The sequence below is a fragment of the Acidobacteriota bacterium genome (assembly GCA_009861545.1).
In the GTDB taxonomy this organism is placed as follows: Bacteria; Acidobacteriota; Vicinamibacteria; order Vicinamibacterales; family UBA8438; genus WTFV01.
Window position 1 is genome coordinate 1 of the sequence record VXME01000157.1, and the last position, 18724, is coordinate 18724.

An 18724-nucleotide genomic window follows, 5' to 3' on the forward strand; every position below is an offset into this window, starting at 1 on the left:
CGTCGTCTCCGCCATGTCGCCGGAGGGGCGCGGCGGCGGCCAGCATCACCAGGCGTCGGCGGTGCTGGCGCACGAGGCGTGGCGCGCCGCCGCGGACCCGGCACGCTTTCCGGAGCAGATCGCCGAAGGGCTGGCTCCCTGGCAGGCGCGGAAGTTCTACTACCGCGTCGGATTCCCCTTCGGTATGGGTGCCGGGCCGGGATCCCGCTTCCGGCCGGCGCGCGGCGCGGGTGTGACCACGGTCGATCTCGGTGGCTACGACGCGCTGCTCGGTGCGACCTGGGCCGAGATCGGCAGCCTCGCGCGCGGCATGCACAAGTGCCAGGGCATGGGGCAGTTCATCGCCCTGCCCTCCGGCCCGGCCGGCGGGCGCTACCGTCTCGCCGAGACGACCATTGCGGACCACTCGGCGGCCGCCGACGCCTCGCTGTTCGACGGGGTGGATACCTCAATCGCAGGGCTCGCGCGCTTCGCCGGTGAAAACGCCCCGGCCGCGCTCGATCGCGGACTGGCCGACTTGGCGCGGCAGGCGCGCGCGGCGCTCGATCGGTTCGCCGCCGAGGGGATGGCCGGCGCCCGCGAGCCGGTCGTCTCCGGTCTCGACGCGGTACGCGCCCTCCGAGGGAGCTTGCCGGCAATGGCGTTGACCGACGACGCCCGGCGCGAGATCGATCTCCGCCTGGAGACCAAGGAGCGGCAGTTCGAGCGGGCTGCCGTGCTGGCCCACGGTCTGCAGCTCGACGCGTTCGCGGATGACGGTGTGGTGACGCGCGGTCAGCCTGTCGGCCTGGCGCTACGGGCCGCGAATCACGGCGGCGCGAACGTGGCCATCCACGGCGTCCGGGTTTCCGGTTTCGACGCCGCTTCCCGCTGCGACGCGGAGCCACTGGGTGCCGGCGGCGTGTACCTCTGCGAACGCAGCGTCCGGATTCCGGTCGATGCCCGACTCACGGACATCCACTGGAGCCACGTCGAGGGCGCCGACCGCTACGACTTCGAGCCGGACGTGCCTTTCGGAGCGCCGTTCCGGTCTACACCGTTCCGCGCGACGTTCGACGTGGATCTGGACGGGACCCGCATCGCCGTCGACAGGCCGGTCCGCAACCGCTACGTCGGCGACCTGTTCACCGGCGAGAAGCGGATGGACCTGCAGGTCGTGCCGCGATTCGCCGTTTCCATGACGCCCGAGATCGCCATCATCCCCGCGGGTTCCGGCACCGCGCGCGAGGTTCGCGTCACGGTGACCAACACCGGGCCCGACGCGACGGCAGGTTCCGTCGTCCTCGATCTGCCCGCGGGATGGAGTGCGGCCCCCGCGAGCGTGCCCGTGCGACTGTCGCGTGAGGACGAGTCGCGCACGGTGCGCTTCAGTGTGTCGGCGGATGGCGCCGCGGCAGGCGAATACCAGGTGGGTGCGGCGGTCGAGAACGGCAGCGAGCGGTTCACGCGCGGCTTCCAGGTGATCGAGTATCCGCACATCGAGCGGCGGCACATCGGCCGCCCGGCCGCCGGCACGTTCAAGATCATCGACGTGGCCGTTGCGCCGGACCTGACGGTTGGCTACATCGAAGGGGTCGGAGATGCCGTGCCGCCGGCCATCGAGCAGCTCGGCGCGCACCTGGAGTTCATCGACGCCGACGATCTGGCGTGGGGCGACCTGGCACGCTTCGACGTGATCGTCACCGGCGTGCGGGCCTACGAGCGGCGCCAGGATCTGCGCGCGAACAACGATCGCCTGCTGGAGTACGTGGACGACGGCGGGACGGTCATCGTCCAGTACAACAAGTTCGAGTTCAACCAGGCGCAGTACGGTCCGTATCCCGCCGTGGTCAGCCGCAACCGGGTCACCGACGAGGTGGCGCCCATTCGCATACTCGCCAACGACCATCCTGTCTTCGCCTGGCCCAATCCGGTCGGCCCGGCCACCTGGGAGCAATGGGTGCAGGAGCGCGGGCTGTATTTTCTGGGGGAGCGCGACGAGCGCTACGCCGATCTGGTCGAGCTGGAGGACACTTTCGAGTACAACCTCGGATTGAAGCGGGGGGCGCTCGTGGAGGCGCAGCCGGGCCGCGGACGCTGGATCTATGTCGGACTCGGGCTCTGGCGCCAGCTTCCCGCGGGCACGACGGGGGCGTACGCGTTGCTCGCCAACCTGCTCAGCCTGGGAGCCGGAGGGCGCTAGGAGTCTGCGCCGTAGAACGGCCTAGACTTCTGGTCAGGTCGAAGGCCCAGGTCGGAGCCCGACCACGGTTGCCGGGAGATATCTGCCATTGATTCGGCGACGACGCGTGCTGCTGCTCATCGTCCCGGCGGTCGCGATCCTGGCAGCGTCATCGATCTTACCGGCGCTGGTCTGGAGGCCGCTGCCTCTCGAAGGGGAGCCGCCGCGGGATGGTCTGGTGCGGCTCGCGGGTGCGCTTCACATGCACACGACCCTCTCGGACGGTGCGGGCACGCCGGAGCACGTCGTGGAGGAAGGCCGGGCGGCGGGGCTCTCCTATCTCGTCATCACCGATCACGACACGGACGCGGGCCGGTCGGTGCAGGGGTACCGGAACGGCGTCCTCGTGCTCGTGGGCACGGAAATCTCCACGAACCAGGGCCATCTGCTCGGCATCGGGATGCGGCCGCTGCCGTTCCCACTGGCGCGGGATGCCCGCCGAGTGCTCGACGACGTTCGCCACCTGGGCGGCGCGGCGTTCGTGGCGCACCCGGCCAGCGCGCGTGACGACCTCGCGTGGAGCGGCTGGGAGATTGGCGGTCCCTGGGGGCTCGAGGTGCTCAACATGGACAGCCTGTGGCGACGGGCGTCCTGGCTCACGGTGCTCCGGGGGTTGCCCGCCTATCCGTTCAATCCGACCTACGCGCTCGCGCGGGGCCTCGACCGCCCGGACGACGTGCTTTCGCGCTGGGATGCGTTGCTTCGCCGGCGCAAGGTCGCGGGGCTGGCAGGCGTCGACGCACACGGGCTCCCGTCGTACCGCAATCTGTTTCGTGTCGTTCGCAACTACGTCCTCCTCGACGCCCCGCTCTCGGCAGATCCCGAGCACGATGCCGCCGCGGTGACCGACGCGCTGACCCGAGGCCGGTCCTACATGGCCGTGGACGCCATCGCGCCGGCCGACGGGTTCTTCTTCCACGCGGCCCGGGGGGACGAGACGTGGCAGATGGGCGACACCGCGCCGCCCGCGCCGGAGCTGCTGCTCCGCGCCGGCGGCCGCCTGCCGAAGGAGGCGCGCATCGAGCTCTACCGGAACGGCGAGCGCATCGCCCACGACGAGGGCGGGCTGGAGATTCCGGCCCGCGGGCCGGGCGCCTACCGCATCGAGGTGCGCGTCGCGGGCTGGAACCTGCCGTGGATTCTCTCGAACCCGATCTACGTCTACGACGCCGACGAGGCGGCCGCCCGCGCGGCGCGTGCCGCGTGGCCCGCCGAGCCGCCGCCGCCCCCCGTCGCGCGCACCCTGAACACCTTCGTGGACGGCAGTCCCTTCGCCGCCGAATCCGACGCCGGCACCTGGGTCGATCCGCACGTGCGCGTCGCGAGCGAGCGGCAGCCCGGCGACATCGCGGCTCGACTGCGTTTTCGCGCCGCGGTGCCCCGGCCCGATCCGGCCTTCGTCTCGAGTGCGCTCGTCGATCGGACGCGGCGGGACCTCTCCGGCGAAGAGGGCCTCGTCGTCGATGTCAAGGCCGACGGCGAGTACCGCCTCTGGGTCGGGCTCTGGGAGGAGCGGCGGGACGGTGACGCGCACGACCCGAACTGGTGGCTGTCATCCGTCCGTACGTCGACCGAATGGCGGCGCCACGCGTTTCCCTTCGCGCAACTGCATCCCGTGCAGACCGATGTCGGCCGGTCGCCGGACCTGCGGCGCGTCGTGGGGCTGGTCTTCTTCGTCGACCGCCACACCTACGACTACGTCAGCGAAGGAACGATCTGGCTGGATCGGCTCGGCGCCTATTGACCGGCGGGCGTCCACCCGCCTGCCGCAGAAACGAACGGCCCGGACCCTCGCGAGCAGGGCCGGGCCGTTTCCCTTCGAGCAACTGAACCGGCGAGCTCTACAGCCCCGGCACCATCAGGTGCGCGCTCGACGTGCCCGCCTCCATGAGCCAGAGGCCGTCCAACCGGCGCGAATCCGGCAGGCCGACCGTCTCGGCCGTGGCATTGGGAACGGCGATCGTCGTGTGCAACCGCGCGTTCTCCTGATCGGGACCGTTGAGCGAGTACCAGACCGTCCCGAACTTCGCGAGGACGCGTTTGCCCTCCGCCTCGGCCGCGGCCATCATCGCCCGGCGCTCGTCGGCGTCGGCCGCCTTGAACGCGAACATGCGGTTCTGCTCGAAACGGGGAAGGTTGCCCCGCGCTGAGCACTGGACGGCGAAGGGCGCCGTCCCCGGCACGTCCGAGCGATCCCAGCAGACCAGGCCATTCTCGCTCGCCTTCACGATGATCCGGTTGTTGTTGGCGTCCCAGCGGACGACGCCGACACCGCCGCGGACGCGCTGGGGCGCCGCCAGGGTGGCCTTCGCGATCAGCTCCTCGTCGGAGGACTGCGCGGCCGCGAGGGCCGGCGCGGCCAGCAGGGCCGCGAGCACGAGCAACAGACAGCGGTTCATGGCGTGGTCTCCTTTCGGTATCGTCTCGCCTGTCGTTTGGGACGACATCCGCCCCGCTACGGTCTCACCCGCACGTACTTCTGCAGGTTTCGCGGCCGCGGCTCGCCGCCGTAGATGTTGCCCGCGGCGTCCACGGCCACGAACTCCGCCCCGTTGCCGGCGACCTCGCGCGGGTCGCCCCAGACGAACGGAATGAACTCGTCGACCCAGCCGGTCTTCGCGTCGCCGATGCGGATGCCCAGCTCCCAGCCCGGGTTCTGCACATCGTCCGACTCCGAGTCGGCGACGTAGACGCGGCCGTGGGCGTCGAAGGTGATGCCGCTCGGGCGGCCGAACTGCGTCCACTGCGCCAGGAAGGTGCCCTCCTGATCGAAGATCTGCACGCGGTTGTTCGAGCGGTCGGCAATGAACAGGCGGCCGTCGTTGTCGATGGCGATGCCGTGCAGGGTGCGGAACTCGCCCGGCGCGTAGCCGGTCATGCCCCACTCCTTCACGAAGTTGCCCTCGGCGTCGAACTTCACCACGCGGTTGTTGGTGTTGTCGGCGTGGCCGTCGGCGACGAAGATGCTGCCGTCGTCCGCCACGACGACGTCGGACGGCGCATTGAAGTGGTTCGGGCCGTCGCCGGGCTCGCCGGGCGTGCCGAGCGTCAGAAGGACCTCGCCGGTCGGGCTGAACTTGACCACCGAGTGGCCGCGGTCGCCGCCTTCCGGCGTGCGCGCCTCGCTCACCGCGTCGGTCACCCAGACGTTGCCGTCCGGGTCGACGTCGATGCCGTGCGGCCAGATGAACATGCCGCCGCCGAAGCTCTCGACCGCGGTGCCGTCGGGCGCGAACTTGATGACCGAATCCAGATCCGACTCCAGGCACTCCCACCCGAAGCGTTCCGGCCCCGCGTCGCAACGCAGGATGGCCCAGATGTGCTCGCCGTCGTTGTCCACGGTCGCGTCCCCGACCGCGCCGACGATGCGGCCGTCGGAGAACTTCGCCCAGTCGTCGACCAGGCGATAGGGGTTGGGATACGGTTGGCCGACCATGGCGGTCACCCCTATCCCGAGGGCGAGGGCAACCGTAATCCCCAGGTTGATCTTTCTCAGCATTGACTTGCACTCCAGCGCAAAATGGGCACGAACGCCATTTCGCAGCCCCCTCTTCTCGGCGACTGCGCTTCCTCGTCCGGTGCCTCGTTGTTTCCCTCCTGAGTCCTGCCGACTGCTTCTTTCTTCTTTCTTTTCCTCCCCTGGGGAAAAACCTCCTCCCGACTACTTCCTCTCCTGCGCCCGCTCGCCGCTCAGCGAGTTGGGGACCGCGTAGTTCCCCTCGTGGCAGGCGTACTCGTACTGCAGGTACTCGTTGTCGCGCTTGTAGTTGAAGGCCACCGTCCAGGGGGCCGTGTAGGTCTCGGGGTCGTCCACGCGCAGCTCGTAGCGCAGCGTGTCGGCGTCGAGCAGGGTGAACCGCTCGACGACGTGGCGCGCCTCGGTCTGGGGAGCGCGCGAACCGGGACCGCGCTGGTTGGCGACCGCCTTGAAGTTGCGTGACTCCACGACCAGCGTGTCGCCCTCCCAGCGCGCCCGCGGGTCGCCGTTCCACAACGCGATGCCGCCGTCGATGTGCGCGCCGGCGTCGATCGGGATGATGCGGGAGTTGTGGATCATCTCGCTCAGGATGACCACGTGGTTCGGCGTGTGGAAGAACATCTTCCCGTTGTTGTACGCCGTGGGCATCATGATCCCGTAGGTGCCCCGCGAGATGCAGCGGTCGCCGGTCTCCATCGTCGAGTACGAGTCGTGCAGGTGCTCGCGGTGCCAGGCGACGCTCTCGGCCGCCTTCGGCGTCATGGCCGGCATCCTGCCGCCGGCCGGCTCGATCAGCAGCGCCGGTGCGTCGACCCCGGCCGGCTCCTTCCAGAACCAGTCGAACCAGTAGTTGGCGTACGCGCCCACGCCGCGGCTGTTCTCGTGCCCCTGCCAGGTGACCGCCTTGCGCGCGTCCGAGCGCTGCTGCACCAGGGCGTCGATCTCTTCCTGCGAGACGTCCGCGCCCGCCAGCGCCTCCGGCAGCTCGAGCGGGATGTGGGACGAGCCGACGTTGTTCCAGGTGCCGTTCAGGTCGGGCTGCCCGTCGGCGAGCCGGGGCGGATTCCAGCCGTCCCCGTTCTGGGCCTGGGCCGGCGCCGCGGCGCCGCCGGCCAGGGCGAGCACCAGCGCGGTCGGGGCGAACGAGGCAACGAATCGAGCCATGGTGAACCCTCGCTTTCGCGCTGATGATACTGCACGCTCCGCCCTTGCGCGCCGGCCCCGGCGGCGATTATCGTAGCCGCTGGAGATTCGAACGGAACGCACGCCAAAGGAAGGTGAGAGATGCGCAGTCGATCCCTCTCGATGTCGCTCGTTGCAGCGGTCGTCGCGGTGCTCCTGCCCGCGGCCGCGCTCGCGCAGACGCAGTCCGACGGCGAGCCGCTCACGCCCTGGGGCGATCCGAACCTGGAGGGCACCTGGTCGTACGCCTCGCTCACGCCGCTGCAGAGGCCGGCCGGGCTCGGCGACCGCCGGCACTACACCGAAGAAGAGGCCGCCGCGCGCAACCTGGAGGTGACCCTCGACCGCGAGCCGCCGCCCGGTAGCGTCGGCTCCTACAACGCGCTCTGGTTCGACCGCGGCCGGGTCAGCCCCGATCTGCGTACGTCGCTGATCATCGATCCGCCGAACGGCCGTCTGCCCATCACCGCCGAAACCGCGGCGCAGGCGGAGGCCGACCGGGCGTACCGGGCGGAGCATCCGGCCGACTCGCACCTGGACCGCAGCAACTGGGATCGCTGCATCACCTATCACGGCGTGCCGCCGGTGTCGACGGGCTACAACAACACCTACCAGATCGTCCAGACGCCGGACCACGTGGCGATCCGTGTCGAGAACATCCACGACGTGCGGATCATCCCCATCGACGGCCGCGACCGCCTCACCGACGACATCCGCCAGTGGAACGGCGACTCGCGCGGCCACTGGGAGGGCGACACGCTGGTCGTCGAGACGCGCAACTTCAGCGACAAGACGCAGCACCGCTTCCCGTCGTCGCCGGACACCGTCGCGGTGGAGCGCTTCCGGCGCCTCGACGACAACACCCTCGAGCACACGTTCACCATCGAGGACCCGACGGTCTACACGAGGCCCTGGACCGGCATGCGCCACATGCCGCGGCTGCCCGACTACATCATCTACGAGTACGCCTGCCACGAGGGCAACTACGCGATGACCAACCTGTTGCGGGCGGAGCGGACCTGGGAGGCGACGGGGCGGCGCTGAAGACTCGAACCGATGGGTCGGTCCGGTCACTGATCGCGATGGGCGAGCGGTCCGACGCCGCGGTCCGGACGCTGCCCGCGCTGCTCGAGGCGCGGGCGCGATCGACGCCCGGCGCGCCGTTCGTCGTCTTCGACGACCTGCAGGGTCGGATCGCCACGCGCACGTACCGCGAATTCGACCGGGAGGTGAACCGGACCGCGCACCTCCTCGGCCGCCTCGGCGTCCGCCGGGGCGACAGGGTCACCCTGCTGCTGGCCAACTGCCTGGAGTTCCTCGCGCTCTGGTTCGGCGCCGCGAAGCTCGGCGCCGTCATCGTTCCCGTCAACACCGCCTCGTCGGCGTCGGAGCTCGAATACCTGGTCGCTCACTCCGAGAGCCGGTTGATCTTCACGCAGGCCGCCTGGCTCGACCTGGCCCGCCAGGTCCACGGCCGCTGTCCGCGGGTCGAGGAAGTGCTCGTCTGCGGGGCCGGCGCGCCGTCGGCTCTGGTCGACTTCGGCCGGCTGGTCGCCCACTGTCCCGCGCTGCCGCCCGCGGCGCCGGCGCCGTCGCCCATGGACGAGGCGGCCATTCTGTATACCTCCGGCACCACGGCGCGGCCGAAGGGCGTGCTCGTCACCCACGCCAACTACCTCTGCGCCGGCGAAACGGTCGCCCGTGCGGTCCGCCTGACGCCGGAGGATCGGCAACTGTGCGTGCTGCCGCTGTTCCACGGCAACGCGCAGTACTACTCGACGATGAGCGCGCTGGTGGCCGGCGCGAGCGTGGCGCTGATGGCGCGCTTCAGCGCCAGCCGCTTCTTCGATCAGGCGATCGCGCACCGCTGCACGGTCTCGAGCCTGTTCGCGGCGCCGATGCGGATGCTGCTGGCCCAGCCCCGGCGGCGCGAACACGCGCGCAACGATCTGCGCGCCGTGATCTTCGCCCAGAGCGTGACGCCGGCGCAGCTCGCCGAGTGGCACGAGCGCTTCCGGGCCCCGCTCATGCAACTCTGGGGCATGACCGAGACGATGGGGCCGCCGATCATCAACCCGCTCGACGGCGAGCGGCGAAACATGTCGATGGGATTGCCGGCGCCCGGCTACACGGCGCAACTGGTCGACGAGAGCGGCCGGCCGGTGGCGCGCGGCGAGATCGGGCAGATCGCGGTGCAGGGCCAGCCGGGGCTCTCCCTGATGAAGGGCTACTTCAAGAACCCGGAGGCCACGGCCGAGACCCTCCGCGACGGTTGGCTGTGGAGCGGCGACAACGCCCGCCAGGACGAGGACGGCTACTATCACTTCGTCGACCGCGCGAAGGACATGATCAAGCGGTCGGGGGAGAACGTGGCCGCCGGCGAGGTCGAGGCGGTGATCCGCGAGCACCCCGGCGTGTTCGACTGCGCGGTCATCGGCGTGCCCGACGAGATGCGCGACGAGGCGATTCTTGCCGTCGTCGTTCCGCGCGGCGCGGAAGGGGCGGATGGAGAATCGTCCGCCGCGTTGACCGAGGACGCGGTGATCGGCTGGTGCCGCGAGCGGCTCGCCACCTTCCGCGTCCCGCAGTTCGTGCGCTTCCGGGAGGAGCTGCCGCGCACCTCCGTCGGCAAGATCCGCAAGCACGTCCTTCGCGCCGAGATGCGGTTGTAGCGCTCCGGGTTGCATCCGCGCCGCGCGTGCGGGAAGATGCGGCGATACGAGTCGCAGTTGGCTCCATTCCAGAGAGGTGATTCATGGAGCGTCGAACATTCGCAACGGTCGCGGCGGCCACGGCGGCCACGGCGTTCGTCCTCCTGGCGGCGTTTCCAGCGGCAGCGCAGGACACGCTGCGCACCCCGTGGGGCGACCCGGACCTGCAGGGCATCTGGACCGGCTCGACCCTGACGCCGCTGGAGCGGCCCGAACGGTTCGCCGGCCAGGAGCTGCTGACCGACGAGCAGGCTGCCGAGTTGGAGCTGCGCGCCGACGCGACCCGGTTCGTCGAGCGCGAGGTGCGCGAGGGCGATCCCGGCACCTACAACCAGATCTGGTTCGATCCGGGCACGCGGCTCGTGGACCGGCGGACGGCGCTGATCACCGATCCGGCCGACGGGCGCGTCCCCTACACGCTGGAGATGGCCGAGCGCAGCCGCCTGCAGGCGATCTACCGCGTCAGCGGCCAGCGCAACTCCTGGGTGGACGTCGACACCGGCGAACGCTGCATGACCGACGGCGTGCCGATGTTCTGGCTCGGCTACAACCCGAACCACCAGTTCGTGCAGACGCCCGACCACGTCGTCATCCTGCACGAGATGTTCGGCGACCGACGGATCATTCCGCTCGGCGACACGCCGCACGGGACGGTCCGGCAGTGGAACGGCGACATCCGCGGGCATTGGGAGGGCGACACCCTGGTCGTCGAGTCGACCCGGTTCGTCGACGGGACGGCCGACCGCTGGGCGCAGACGTGGCGCATGCCGACGCACACGATGCACCTCGTCGAACGCTTCACCCGCGTCGACGAGAGCACGCTGATGTACGAGTTCACCCTGACCGACCCGGCGAAGTTCACGCGCCCGTGGAGCGTCCGCCTGCCGCTGACGACGAACCAGGCGTCGCGCGGCGTCACCGAGGGGCCGCTCTACGAGTACGCCTGCCACGAGGGCAACTACAGTCTCACCAACGTGCTCAGCGGCGCGCGCGCCGAGGATCGGGCCGCGGCGGAGGACGGCGGGCAGCAGTAGCCGGCCGGCAGGGGCCGCGGCGGAAGCGGCGCCGTCCGGGCGCGGGTTCGTCCGGCGGCGGGCGGTGAATCGAACCGTTCGTCGTCGAGCGCCGCCTCGGTCGCCTGGAGCACGGTCTGGGCGGCATCGAGGGTGGCGTCCGCCGCGAGCAGCGCCCGGTGCGCAGCCCGTACCGCACCCGCCTCGCGGAGCGCCTCGGCCCCGTCGCGGAGCGCCTCGACCGCTGCCATCAGCGCTCTGGTGGCATCCCGCAATCCCCGCACGGTCGCCAGGGCCTCCTCGAACGTGCCGGACCGTTCCATCCGCATGTGTCGCACGCGAGTCAGGACGGCTCGCGTCTCGGTGCTCGCACGCCCCGCCGCACGAGCCGCCGACTCCGCCCGCTCGGCAGCGGACATCGCGCGCGGCGGGGCGGCCCCGCCATCCTGCCCGCGCTGTGCCTCGGCTGCCGCGCCGATGTCCACGACCGCATCGTCGAGCGCGGTCTCCGCTACGCGGAGCGCGGCGATCGCGGCATCGAATACCTCGACGACATCGTCGTCGAGCGTCCGGGCGGTGAACAGCACCGCCACCGCCGCCGCGGCGAGCCAGGCCTCCCAGCGGATCGGTGCGCGCCGTCCGTGATTTCGGTCGCGGTGCATCGTTGTCTTCGGGTCGCGAGGCTCGCGGGCGACCCGGAGGCGAGTCTCGCCCCCGGGTATTCTCCGCCGGCAGCAATCCCGGCCGGCACCCGCTACGGCAGCGTGAACGTCACGAGCATGTTGCTGCCGACCGGCGCCTCCATCTCCGGCGCGTAGGTCTGCAGCCGGTTGCCGACGCCGCCCACCGGCACCGTGATGTATTGCCGGCCGTCCACGGCATAGCTCACGGGGTAGCCGCTGATCTGGCTGCCGAGAATCGTCTCCCAGAGTACGTCGCCGGTCTCCGCGTCGAAGGCCCGGAACCGCCGGTTCGAGTCGCCGAAGAAGACGACGTTGCCCGCCGTTGCGAGCGTCGTGCCCGCGTTCGGCGCGCGCTGGCTGTAGCGCCAGACCTCGCGGCCGGTCGAGATGTCGATGGCCCGCACCTCGGTCAGGTCGCCGTCCGGCCCGATGTCCGGATCGGGGATCGTGAACCGCGGGCTCGCGCCCGAGATCGTGCGGGAGTTCGTCGTCTGGTTCAGGCACGAGCGATTGATCGGAACATAGAGCATCCCGGTCACCGGGCTGTACGACCACGACCACCAGCCCTTCACGTTGTGGCCGCAGATGATGAACTGGTCGCCCTCCTCGCGCGCCACCAGATCCATGTTGATGTAGGTGGTGCCGGTCTCCACGTCGACGTCCGAGATCACGAACCGCTCGGTGCTCTCGAACGGGAACGGGTCGGCCCAGAGGAACTCCCCGGTCTCGCGGTCGTTGACGAACAGGCCGCCCGGCTCGCCCAGCACGACCACCACCTTCCGCTCCTCCGCCGTGCCGGCCAGCGCCGGGTTGATCCAGCGCACTGCCTCCGGGTCGGGATTGACCACCGTGTCGATGAGCGTGCGCTCCTGCACGAAGTCCTGATCCCAGTCGTCGCACGGCAGGTACTGGTAGTACCAGTCGATGGCGCCGGTGTCGGCGTTCATGGCGATGGTCGAGTTGGAGTAGAGCTCGCACGGCGAGCGGTCGCCGACGTCCCAGGTCCCGCGCCGCACGAGCCGCGGATAGGGCAGCGGCACCGCCACGCCCCAGAAGATGCGGTTCAGAGCGGGGTCGAAGCTGCCCGGGACCCCCCACGGCGAGACGTGGACGCGGTTGGCGGTGGGCAGCGTGCCCCAGGTCTGGCCGCCGGGATCGTCGGCCCCGGCCGCGGTGTAGGTGCGCCAGCGCTCCGTGCCGCCGTCCGCGTCGTGGGCCGCGACGTAGCAGCGCGCCTCCAGGCTCGACGGGCTGCACGTGCGCCCGCTGACCACGTTGCCGTTGACGATCACGGCGCCGGACGAGTGGCTGATCCCCTGGCGGTAGTCCGCGGTGCGCGACTCCCAGGTCGGCTCGCCGGTGCGCGCGTCGATGGCGACGATGTGCGCGTCGGCGGTCAGGTGGTAGAGGTGCTCGCCGTACAGGGCGAGGTGCCGGGTGCGGTTGCCGAACTGGCCGTACTGGCGGATGTCGTCCGGCTGCTCCCGCTGGTAGTCCCAGAGGAGGTCGCCGGTGGTGGCGTCTATCGCCTGCAGGTGGTCGTAGCCCGGCTGGGCGAGGTACATCACGCCGTCGTAGACCAGCGGCCGGATCTGCTGGGCTCCCTCTTCCATCGCGCGCATCCAGGCGAGCCGGAGCTGCCCGACGTTCTCGCGGTCGATCTGATCGAGCGGGCTGAAGGCCTGGAAGTCGTAGGTGCGGTACGCCATCAGCCAGTCCGCCGGGTCCGGGTCGCGAAGCATCTCGTCGGTTATGGGCACGAACTCCTGCTCCTGCCCGGCCGCGGCCAGCTCGGCCTCCACGCCGGGTCGGGCGGCGCCGCCCCCGGAGAGCCACAGCAGCACGACGACGATGCCGGCACACGCCGGGGTCAGTGTTCTCAGCATGGCGTTCGCTCCTTTGCTTGGTGCGCCTCATGATGCCGTACTCCGTGCGGATGCGCACCAACGGAATCAGGGAAAGGTGTTCCCGGCGACACCCGCCGCCGCCGGAGGCGCCGGTTGCCGCGCGGCTGTTGCGCCGGCCGCGGGGGTCGGCTATCGTGGCGGGAGTAGGGTTGATCCGGGAATCGGCTGGCAGGGTCACTGCCGTTGTCCAGGGAGGTAGCGATGAGAGGCACTTATCTCGTGGCGGCGTTGACCGCGATGCTGCTCGTTCCGCTGCTGGCGGCGCCCGCTGCCGCGCAGGACGAGGCGCCCCGGACGCCGTGGGGCGCGCCGGATCTGCAGGGCGTGTGGGACTTCCGCACGATTACCCCGCTGCAGCGGCCCGAGGAGCTGGGGGACCAGGAGTTCCTGACCGAGGAAGAGGCGGCGAGCCGCGAGCAGGCGGCCGTGGCCCGCGACATCGAGCTCTGGGAGGCCGACGCGCGCCGGACCGAGGCGGGCGGCAGCGTGGGCGCGTACAACAACTTCTGGATGGACCGCGGCACGAACGTCATCGAGACGCGGCGGACGTCGCTGATCATCGATCCGCCGAACGGGCGCATGCCTCCATTGTCGGATGCCGGGCAGCAGCGCGCCGACGCGCGGCGCGTCCGCCGGGCGGAGCATCCGGCCGACTCGTGGCTCGACCGCAGCTCGTTCGACCGCTGCATCCTCGGCTTCAACCAGGGGCCGCCGATGACCCCGGGCGGCTACAACCAGAACATGCAGCTCTTCCAGACCGAGGACCACGTGGTGGTGCTCAACGAGATGGTGCACGACTCGCGCATCATCCCGCTCGACGGCCGGACACGGCCGGGCATCGACTCGTGGACGGGCGAGTCGCGCGCTCACTGGGAGGGCGACACGTTGGTGGTCGAGACCGTCGACTTCAGCGCCAAGCACAGTTGGCGGGGGACGTCGCCGGACCGGCACCTGATCGAGCGGTTCACGCGGGTCGACGCCGACACGCTGCTCTACGAGTTCACCGTTACCGATCCGGGGACCTGGACCGCCCCGTGGACGGCGCAGGTGCCGATGCGGCTGAACGAGCTCCCGCTGTTCGAGTACGCCTGCCACGAGGGGAACTACTCGCTGGAAGGCATCCTCTCGGGGACGCGCGCGGACGAGCGGAAGGCGGCGGCCGCCGCGCAGCAGGAGTCCCGGTAGTCCGGCCGCCGGTCGTTTCCGGCGCTCGGCGAACAACTCGGCCGGCAGCGCGGCTCGCCAGGGTGACGCCCGGCGGGAGCGTCGCGTGCTGTCGGTCTTCCGTCTCCGGTCCCGACCGGTTCTCAGGCCGCGGACCGCGCCGGCGCGGTCCGGTGTGGGGAGGAGGCGCCTCTCACCGCGCGCACGACGACCGAGCGATCTGGTGGTCTGGTGCGGAAGGGGGGATTTGAACCCCCACGGGCCTAAGGCCCACAAGCTCCTGAGGCTTGCGCGTCTGCCAGTTCCGCCACTTCCGCAGGATGGAGTGGAGCGCAGGAGAGTATAACCCATCGCCGCGCCCGTATACTTGCCCTGATCGCCGGTCCGAGGCCGGCCAAGGAGTACGAACGTGGCAACCGCAAGGGGCGTCCGGTTCATCCTGCTGTTCATGGTCGCGGCCGTCATCGTCTCGATGACGGGGGTGGCCTTCAGCTACTTCCTGCTCACCCGCGGGCCGGCGGTCGAGTCCGACTCGGTGCTCTGGCTGCGCGTCCCGCCCAACCTGGGGGAGCAGGCCCCCGACGACCTTTTCGGTCTGTTCGATCCGCAGGAGACCGTCGGTTCGGTCGTCACCGCGCTGCGCAAGGCGAAGGTCGACGATCGGGTGTCGGCGGTGGTTCTGGTTCCGCCGCCGACGCCGGGTCTGTGGGGCACGGTGCAGGAGATCCGGGACGCCGTGATCGACTTCAAGGAGTCGGGCAAGCCGGTCGTCGCGCATATCGAGTTCGGCATGGGGCAGGCGTACTACCTGGCGACGGCGTGCGACGAGATCTTCATGAGCCCGACCAGTCCTCTCATGCTCGTGGGCGTGGCGTCGTACGAGCTTTTCTTCCGCGGCACGCTCGACAAGGTGGGCATAGAGGCGGACATGCTGGCGGCCGGAGACTTCAAGACCGCCATCAACGCCTATACCGAATCGGGGTTCACGCCGGAGCACCGGGAGGTGTCGGAGGCGCTGACCCGGGACTTCTACGAGCAGCTCGTCGACGGCATTGCGGAAGGGCGCGGCATGACGCGGCCGCGCGTGCGGGAGGTGATCGACCAGGGACCGTTCGTGGCCGCCGATGCGGTGAGCCTGGGACTCGTCGACGACCTGTTGTACGAGGACGAGTTGCTCGCCCGCGTGTCGTCCGGCGACGAGCCGGTACAGATCGACTTCGCGACCTACCGGCGCGTAGACCCGCGGGATCTCGGTCTGAACACCGGACCGCGGATCGCCGTCGTGTACGCGGAGGGCATCGTCAATCTCGGCTCGAGCACGGTGGATCTGCCCGGGACCGGGCAGTTGGTCGGATCGCGGACGATGACCGAGGCGATTCGCGCGGCGCGCGACGACTCGTCGATTCACGCCATCGTGCTGCGCATAGACAGCCCCGGCGGGGCGGCCACCGCGGCCGACATCATCTGGCGCGAGCTGTCGCTTGCCCGCGAGCGGAAGCCGCTGGTCGTATCCATGGGCGACATGGCGGCCTCGGGCGGCTACTACATGGCGGCGCCCGCACACGCCATCGTGGCGCAGCCGGGCACGCTGACCGGCTCGATCGGCGTGTTCAGCGGCAAGTTCGCCGCCGCGGGAGCGTTCGACAAGGTGGGACTCGGCATCGACGGAGTGACCTACGGTGCCCAGGCGGACATCTTCTCGCCGGTGGATCGATTCGGCGACGCCGGCCGCGCGGCCATGCAGGCGCAGGTGGACGACATCTACGAGCGGTTTCTCCAGGTGGTCGCCGAGGGACGGGCCATGTCGCGCGACGAGGTGCACGCGGTGGCCCAGGGGCGGGTGTGGACCGGCCGGCAGGCGCTGGCGCGGGGCCTGGTGGACGAGCTGGGAGGACTCCGCCGCGCCGTGTCGCTGGCGCAGGCGCAGGCGGGCATCGACGCGGACGAGGAGGTGAGGCTGGTGCCCTACCCCGGTCCGCGCTCGTTCGTCGAGGTGCTGACCGGCGCCGTCATGGCGCGGGCGATGGGCCGTGAGTTCGGTTGGCGGCACTCGCCGTATGCGCGTGGGGCCTACGCGCAGTGGGCGCGGATGGACCTCGCCGGATCGGGCGTGCCGCTGGCGCTGATGCCCGGTGTTCCGGTCGGAAGATAGAGAGCCCGCCGACTCGCTGCTTCCGCGGGCTTCCAGCGCTGCGGGCGCGCCCTCAGGCCTGCCCGAGCGCCAGTTCCAGGACAGCCAGATCGATGGTGATGTCCAGACGCGCCTTCACGTTGTCCATGTAGGCGGTGAAGAACCTGGACTGGCGCTCGAACATCAGCTCGTCGCGCAGCGTGTCGCGATTTTGCGCCAGGTCGGCCGCCGAGGCTTCCTCGCGCTCGACGAGGTGCACGATGGCCGCGGCGTTGCCGGTCTGCACGACGTCGCTCACCGTGCCGGGCGTCATCGCGAAGGCGACCGCTTCCACCGCGGCGCTCGGGCCGACCTCCGGGAAGGAGGCGCCGCGCGCCACCATGTCGCTGGCTCCGACCGCCCACTCGGCCTCCTCGGCGGTCGCGACGAAATCGTCGGCCGCCTTGAGCGCCTCGGCCGCCTCGGCCGCGCGCGCCTGCGCGACGGTCAGCGACTTCTTGCGAATCACGTCCTCGCGTACCTGCTCCCGGACCTCGTCGAGCTCGGGAATGTAGGGCTCCTGGATATCGATGACGGTGACGAACGCGGGACCGGAAGGCGTGGGGATGGGCCCGGCAACGGCGCCCGGATCGACGGCGAAAGCCTGCGCGGAGACCTCCTGCGCCAGGCCCAGTCCGAGGATCGGCTCGCCGCGGGCGGCGAATCCCGACTCCTGCAGCTCGTAGCCGCGGGCCGACGCCGCGCGCTCGAGCTCGGCCGGCGTCGACGCCTCGGCGGCGATCGCGCGGGCCAGGGCGGTCGCCCGCGCGGATGACCTCTCCCGCTTCAGGATGTTCTCGATGGCTCCGCGCACCTCGGCGAACGGCTGCGTGACCTCATCCTGCTTCTCGGTCACGTGGATGACGTGATAGCCGAAGGGGCTGCGCACCGGATCGGAGATCTCGCCTGCCGCGAGGGCGAACGCGGCGTTCTCGAACTCGGGAACCATCCGGCCGCGCCCGAACGACCCGAGATCGCCGCCGTTCGCGGCGTTGGTCTCGTCCTCGGAGTGCTCGCGCGCCAGCCCGGCGAAGTCCGCCCCGGCGCGCGCCTCGGCCGCGAGCTCGGCGGCGCGCGCCGAGACCGTCTCGTCGTCGCCGTCGTCGACGCGCAGCAGGATGTGGCTGGCCCGCACCTGCCCGGGCGTCTGGTACTGCGACAGATTCGCGTCGTAGTACTGACGCACCTCGTCGTCGGTCAGGACGAGGCTGTCGAAGATGGCTGTCTGGTCCACCAGCAGGAACCGCAGCCGCCGCTTCTCGGGGATCTCGTAGGTGGCCGCTTCCTCGGTAAAGAGCAGCGATACGTCGTCGTCGTTCGCTTCCACCTCGTCGCGGAAGTCGGCGGCGCGGAAGGCGACGACGTCCACTCGGACTCTCTCGTTGCGGCGCCGGTGCTCGTCGGCGATCTCGGCGTCCGACACGCGCATCCAGCCGGTTACGGCCGCCTGCAGCCGGTCGACCAGGATCTCGCTGCGGATCTCTTCCTCGAACTGCCCGGGGGTCAGCGGGGGGCGTTGCTGCTGCAGCAGTTGGCGGTAGCTCGCCTCGCCGATGAACCGCCCGTCGATCTGGAACGCCGGCAGCGTCAGGATGCGCTCGCGCACCTCCGCGTCGCTCACTTGCAGCCCCAGGCGCTCGGCTTCGGCCAGGGCCGCGTGGCCGTCGATCATCTGCTGCAGAATCTGCCGGTCGATGCCGAGCGAGCGGAGCACTTCCTCGGAAATCTCCCCGCCGGACTCCAGGCGGTACGCCTGAAGCTGGCGGGTGTATATCTGCTGGAAGTCGGCCAGCGAGATCTCCTGGTCGCCCACTCGCGCGATGACGTCGCTGGGCAGCCCGGCCCCGCCGGTCTGGTCCATGAGGCCGGGAACGTACAGGAAGACGAATGCGAAGATGACGAGTGCGAGGCTCCACTTGAGCCAGCCCTTGTGGCGCCGCATCCGGTCGAGCATGGTCATGGAGGCAATTCTACAACCAGACTCGAGGCGGAGTGCGCGGCGCGCCTGTGATACTCTATGGACCCAAGTTGTGGGTTCACCTGGAGTCTGACAGGCCGGTCCACGTCGTTGGCGAGCGACCTGTCGTCGGCTCCGGCGGTCGGCCTCGATGCCGACCGTCCTTCTTACCATTCGCGGCCGACAACCGAGCAGTTCCGTACCGTCGCCCGGACCTCGCGGCGCGCATGGAGCGCCG

At 70.4% G+C, this 18724-nt stretch carries 14 protein-coding genes and 1 tRNA gene (1 of these 15 cut by a window edge); 8 read left to right on the top strand and 7 right to left on the bottom strand.

All coding sequences use genetic code 11. The features are described from left to right. Together F4X11_24185 and F4X11_24190 are read left to right on the top strand one after the other, a co-directional pair. A partial coding sequence (locus F4X11_24185) for a hypothetical protein (protein ID MYN68077.1) occupies nt 1-2182 on the top strand: 2182 nt, incomplete at its 5' end. Between the two features lie 88 nt (nt 2183-2270). Next, on the top strand, nt 2271-3965 hold the full coding sequence (locus F4X11_24190; protein ID MYN68078.1) for a hypothetical protein: 1695 nt from the start codon (nt 2271-2273) through the stop codon (nt 3963-3965). Nucleotides 3966-4062: 97 nt separating this feature from the next. Here the strand turns inward: F4X11_24190 and F4X11_24195 are convergent, their stop codons facing one another. From F4X11_24195 to F4X11_24205, 3 genes are all read right to left on the bottom strand, one after another. After that, nucleotides 4063-4620: a hypothetical protein gene (locus F4X11_24195; GenBank protein MYN68079.1), complete on the bottom strand. Its 558-nt coding sequence runs from the start codon at nt 4618-4620 to the stop codon at nt 4063-4065. Nucleotides 4621-4676: 56 nt separating this feature from the next. Further along, complete coding sequence (locus F4X11_24200; GenBank protein ID MYN68080.1) at nt 4677-5720, bottom strand: 6-bladed beta-propeller; 1044 nt, start codon at nt 5718-5720, stop codon at nt 4677-4679. Between the two features lie 162 nt (nt 5721-5882). Further along, entirely contained in the window at nt 5883-6863 is a 981-nt protein-coding gene (locus tag F4X11_24205) for a hypothetical protein (GenBank protein MYN68081.1), read from the bottom strand. Between the two features lie 120 nt (nt 6864-6983). On the opposite strand from F4X11_24205, the gene F4X11_24210 reads away from it, so the two are divergent. The 3 genes from F4X11_24210 to F4X11_24220 all read left to right on the top strand — a co-directional run bounded on the left by F4X11_24210 (nt 6984) and on the right by F4X11_24220 (nt 10626). Continuing rightward, a complete protein-coding gene (locus tag F4X11_24210) occupies nt 6984-7925 on the top strand; it encodes a hypothetical protein (protein ID MYN68082.1) in 942 nt (313 codons plus the stop codon). Between the two features lie 38 nt (nt 7926-7963). Further along, nucleotides 7964-9553, top strand: coding sequence for an ATP-dependent acyl-CoA ligase (locus F4X11_24215; protein MYN68083.1), 1590 nt, complete (start codon nt 7964-7966; stop codon nt 9551-9553). Between the two features lie 83 nt (nt 9554-9636). Then, entirely contained in the window at nt 9637-10626 is a 990-nt protein-coding gene (locus F4X11_24220) for a hypothetical protein (protein MYN68084.1), read from the top strand. Here the strand turns inward: F4X11_24220 and F4X11_24225 are convergent. Both F4X11_24225 and F4X11_24230 read right to left on the bottom strand, forming a co-directional pair. Next, nucleotides 10551-11267: a hypothetical protein gene (locus F4X11_24225; protein ID MYN68085.1), complete on the bottom strand. Its 717-nt coding sequence runs from the start codon at nt 11265-11267 to the stop codon at nt 10551-10553. The two genes, F4X11_24220 and F4X11_24225, sit on opposite strands and share 76 nt — an antisense overlap. Before the next feature lie 92 nt (nt 11268-11359). Beyond that, the gene (locus tag F4X11_24230; protein MYN68086.1) at nt 11360-13174 is read right to left on the bottom strand and encodes a PQQ-binding-like beta-propeller repeat protein; all 1815 of its coding nucleotides are present in this window, start codon (nt 13172-13174) and stop codon (nt 11360-11362) included. 222 nt (nt 13175-13396) lie between these two features. On the opposite strand from F4X11_24230, the gene F4X11_24235 reads away from it, so the two are divergent. After that, entirely contained in the window at nt 13397-14380 is a 984-nt protein-coding gene (locus tag F4X11_24235) for a hypothetical protein (GenBank protein MYN68087.1), read from the top strand. Nucleotides 14381-14588: 208 nt separating this feature from the next. On the opposite strand, the gene F4X11_24240 is transcribed toward F4X11_24235, so the two are convergent. Then, nucleotides 14589-14676, bottom strand: a tRNA-Leu gene (locus F4X11_24240). Between the two features lie 92 nt (nt 14677-14768). Between F4X11_24240 and sppA the strand changes: the two genes are divergently transcribed. Further along, nucleotides 14769-16511, top strand: a complete 1743-nt coding sequence (gene sppA / locus F4X11_24245; protein MYN68088.1) for a signal peptide peptidase SppA — start codon at nt 14769-14771, stop codon at nt 16509-16511. 52 nt (nt 16512-16563) lie between these two features. Here sppA and F4X11_24250 read toward each other — a convergent pair whose 3' ends face one another. Then, nucleotides 16564-18660, bottom strand: a complete 2097-nt coding sequence (locus F4X11_24250) for a hypothetical protein (protein MYN68089.1) — start codon at nt 18658-18660, stop codon at nt 16564-16566. 53 nt (nt 18661-18713) lie between these two features. On the opposite strand from F4X11_24250, the gene F4X11_24255 reads away from it, so the two are divergent. After that, on the top strand, nt 18714-18724 hold the 5' end (the start) of the coding sequence (locus F4X11_24255; GenBank protein ID MYN68090.1) for a GGDEF domain-containing protein. The gene runs 1144 nt beyond the window's last position; 11 of the gene's 1155 nt are visible here — the first part of the coding sequence; its start codon is at nt 18714-18716; its stop codon lies off the right edge, out of view.

Bases quoted from the DNA above. Each gene is read 5' to 3' on its own strand.
- F4X11_24210 (MYN68082.1), top strand. From the start codon at position 6,984: ATGCGCAGTCGATCCCTCTCGATGTCGCTCGTTGCAGCGGTCGTCGCG.
- F4X11_24230 (MYN68086.1), bottom strand. From the start codon at position 13,174: ATGCTGAGAACACTGACCCCGGCGTGTGCCGGCATCGTCGTCGTGCTG.
- F4X11_24250 (MYN68089.1), bottom strand. From the start codon at position 18,660: ATGGTAAGAAGGACGGTCGGCATCGAGGCCGACCGCCGGAGCCGACGA.
- F4X11_24200 (MYN68080.1), bottom strand. From the start codon at position 5,720: ATGCTGAGAAAGATCAACCTGGGGATTACGGTTGCCCTCGCCCTCGGG.
- F4X11_24215 (MYN68083.1), top strand. From the start codon at position 7,964: ATGGGCGAGCGGTCCGACGCCGCGGTCCGGACGCTGCCCGCGCTGCTC.
- F4X11_24235 (MYN68087.1), top strand. From the start codon at position 13,397: ATGAGAGGCACTTATCTCGTGGCGGCGTTGACCGCGATGCTGCTCGTT.
- F4X11_24205 (MYN68081.1), bottom strand. From the start codon at position 6,863: ATGGCTCGATTCGTTGCCTCGTTCGCCCCGACCGCGCTGGTGCTCGCC.
- F4X11_24220 (MYN68084.1), top strand. From the start codon at position 9,637: ATGGAGCGTCGAACATTCGCAACGGTCGCGGCGGCCACGGCGGCCACG.
- F4X11_24195 (MYN68079.1), bottom strand. From the start codon at position 4,620: ATGAACCGCTGTCTGTTGCTCGTGCTCGCGGCCCTGCTGGCCGCGCCG.
- F4X11_24225 (MYN68085.1), bottom strand. From the start codon at position 11,267: ATGCACCGCGACCGAAATCACGGACGGCGCGCACCGATCCGCTGGGAG.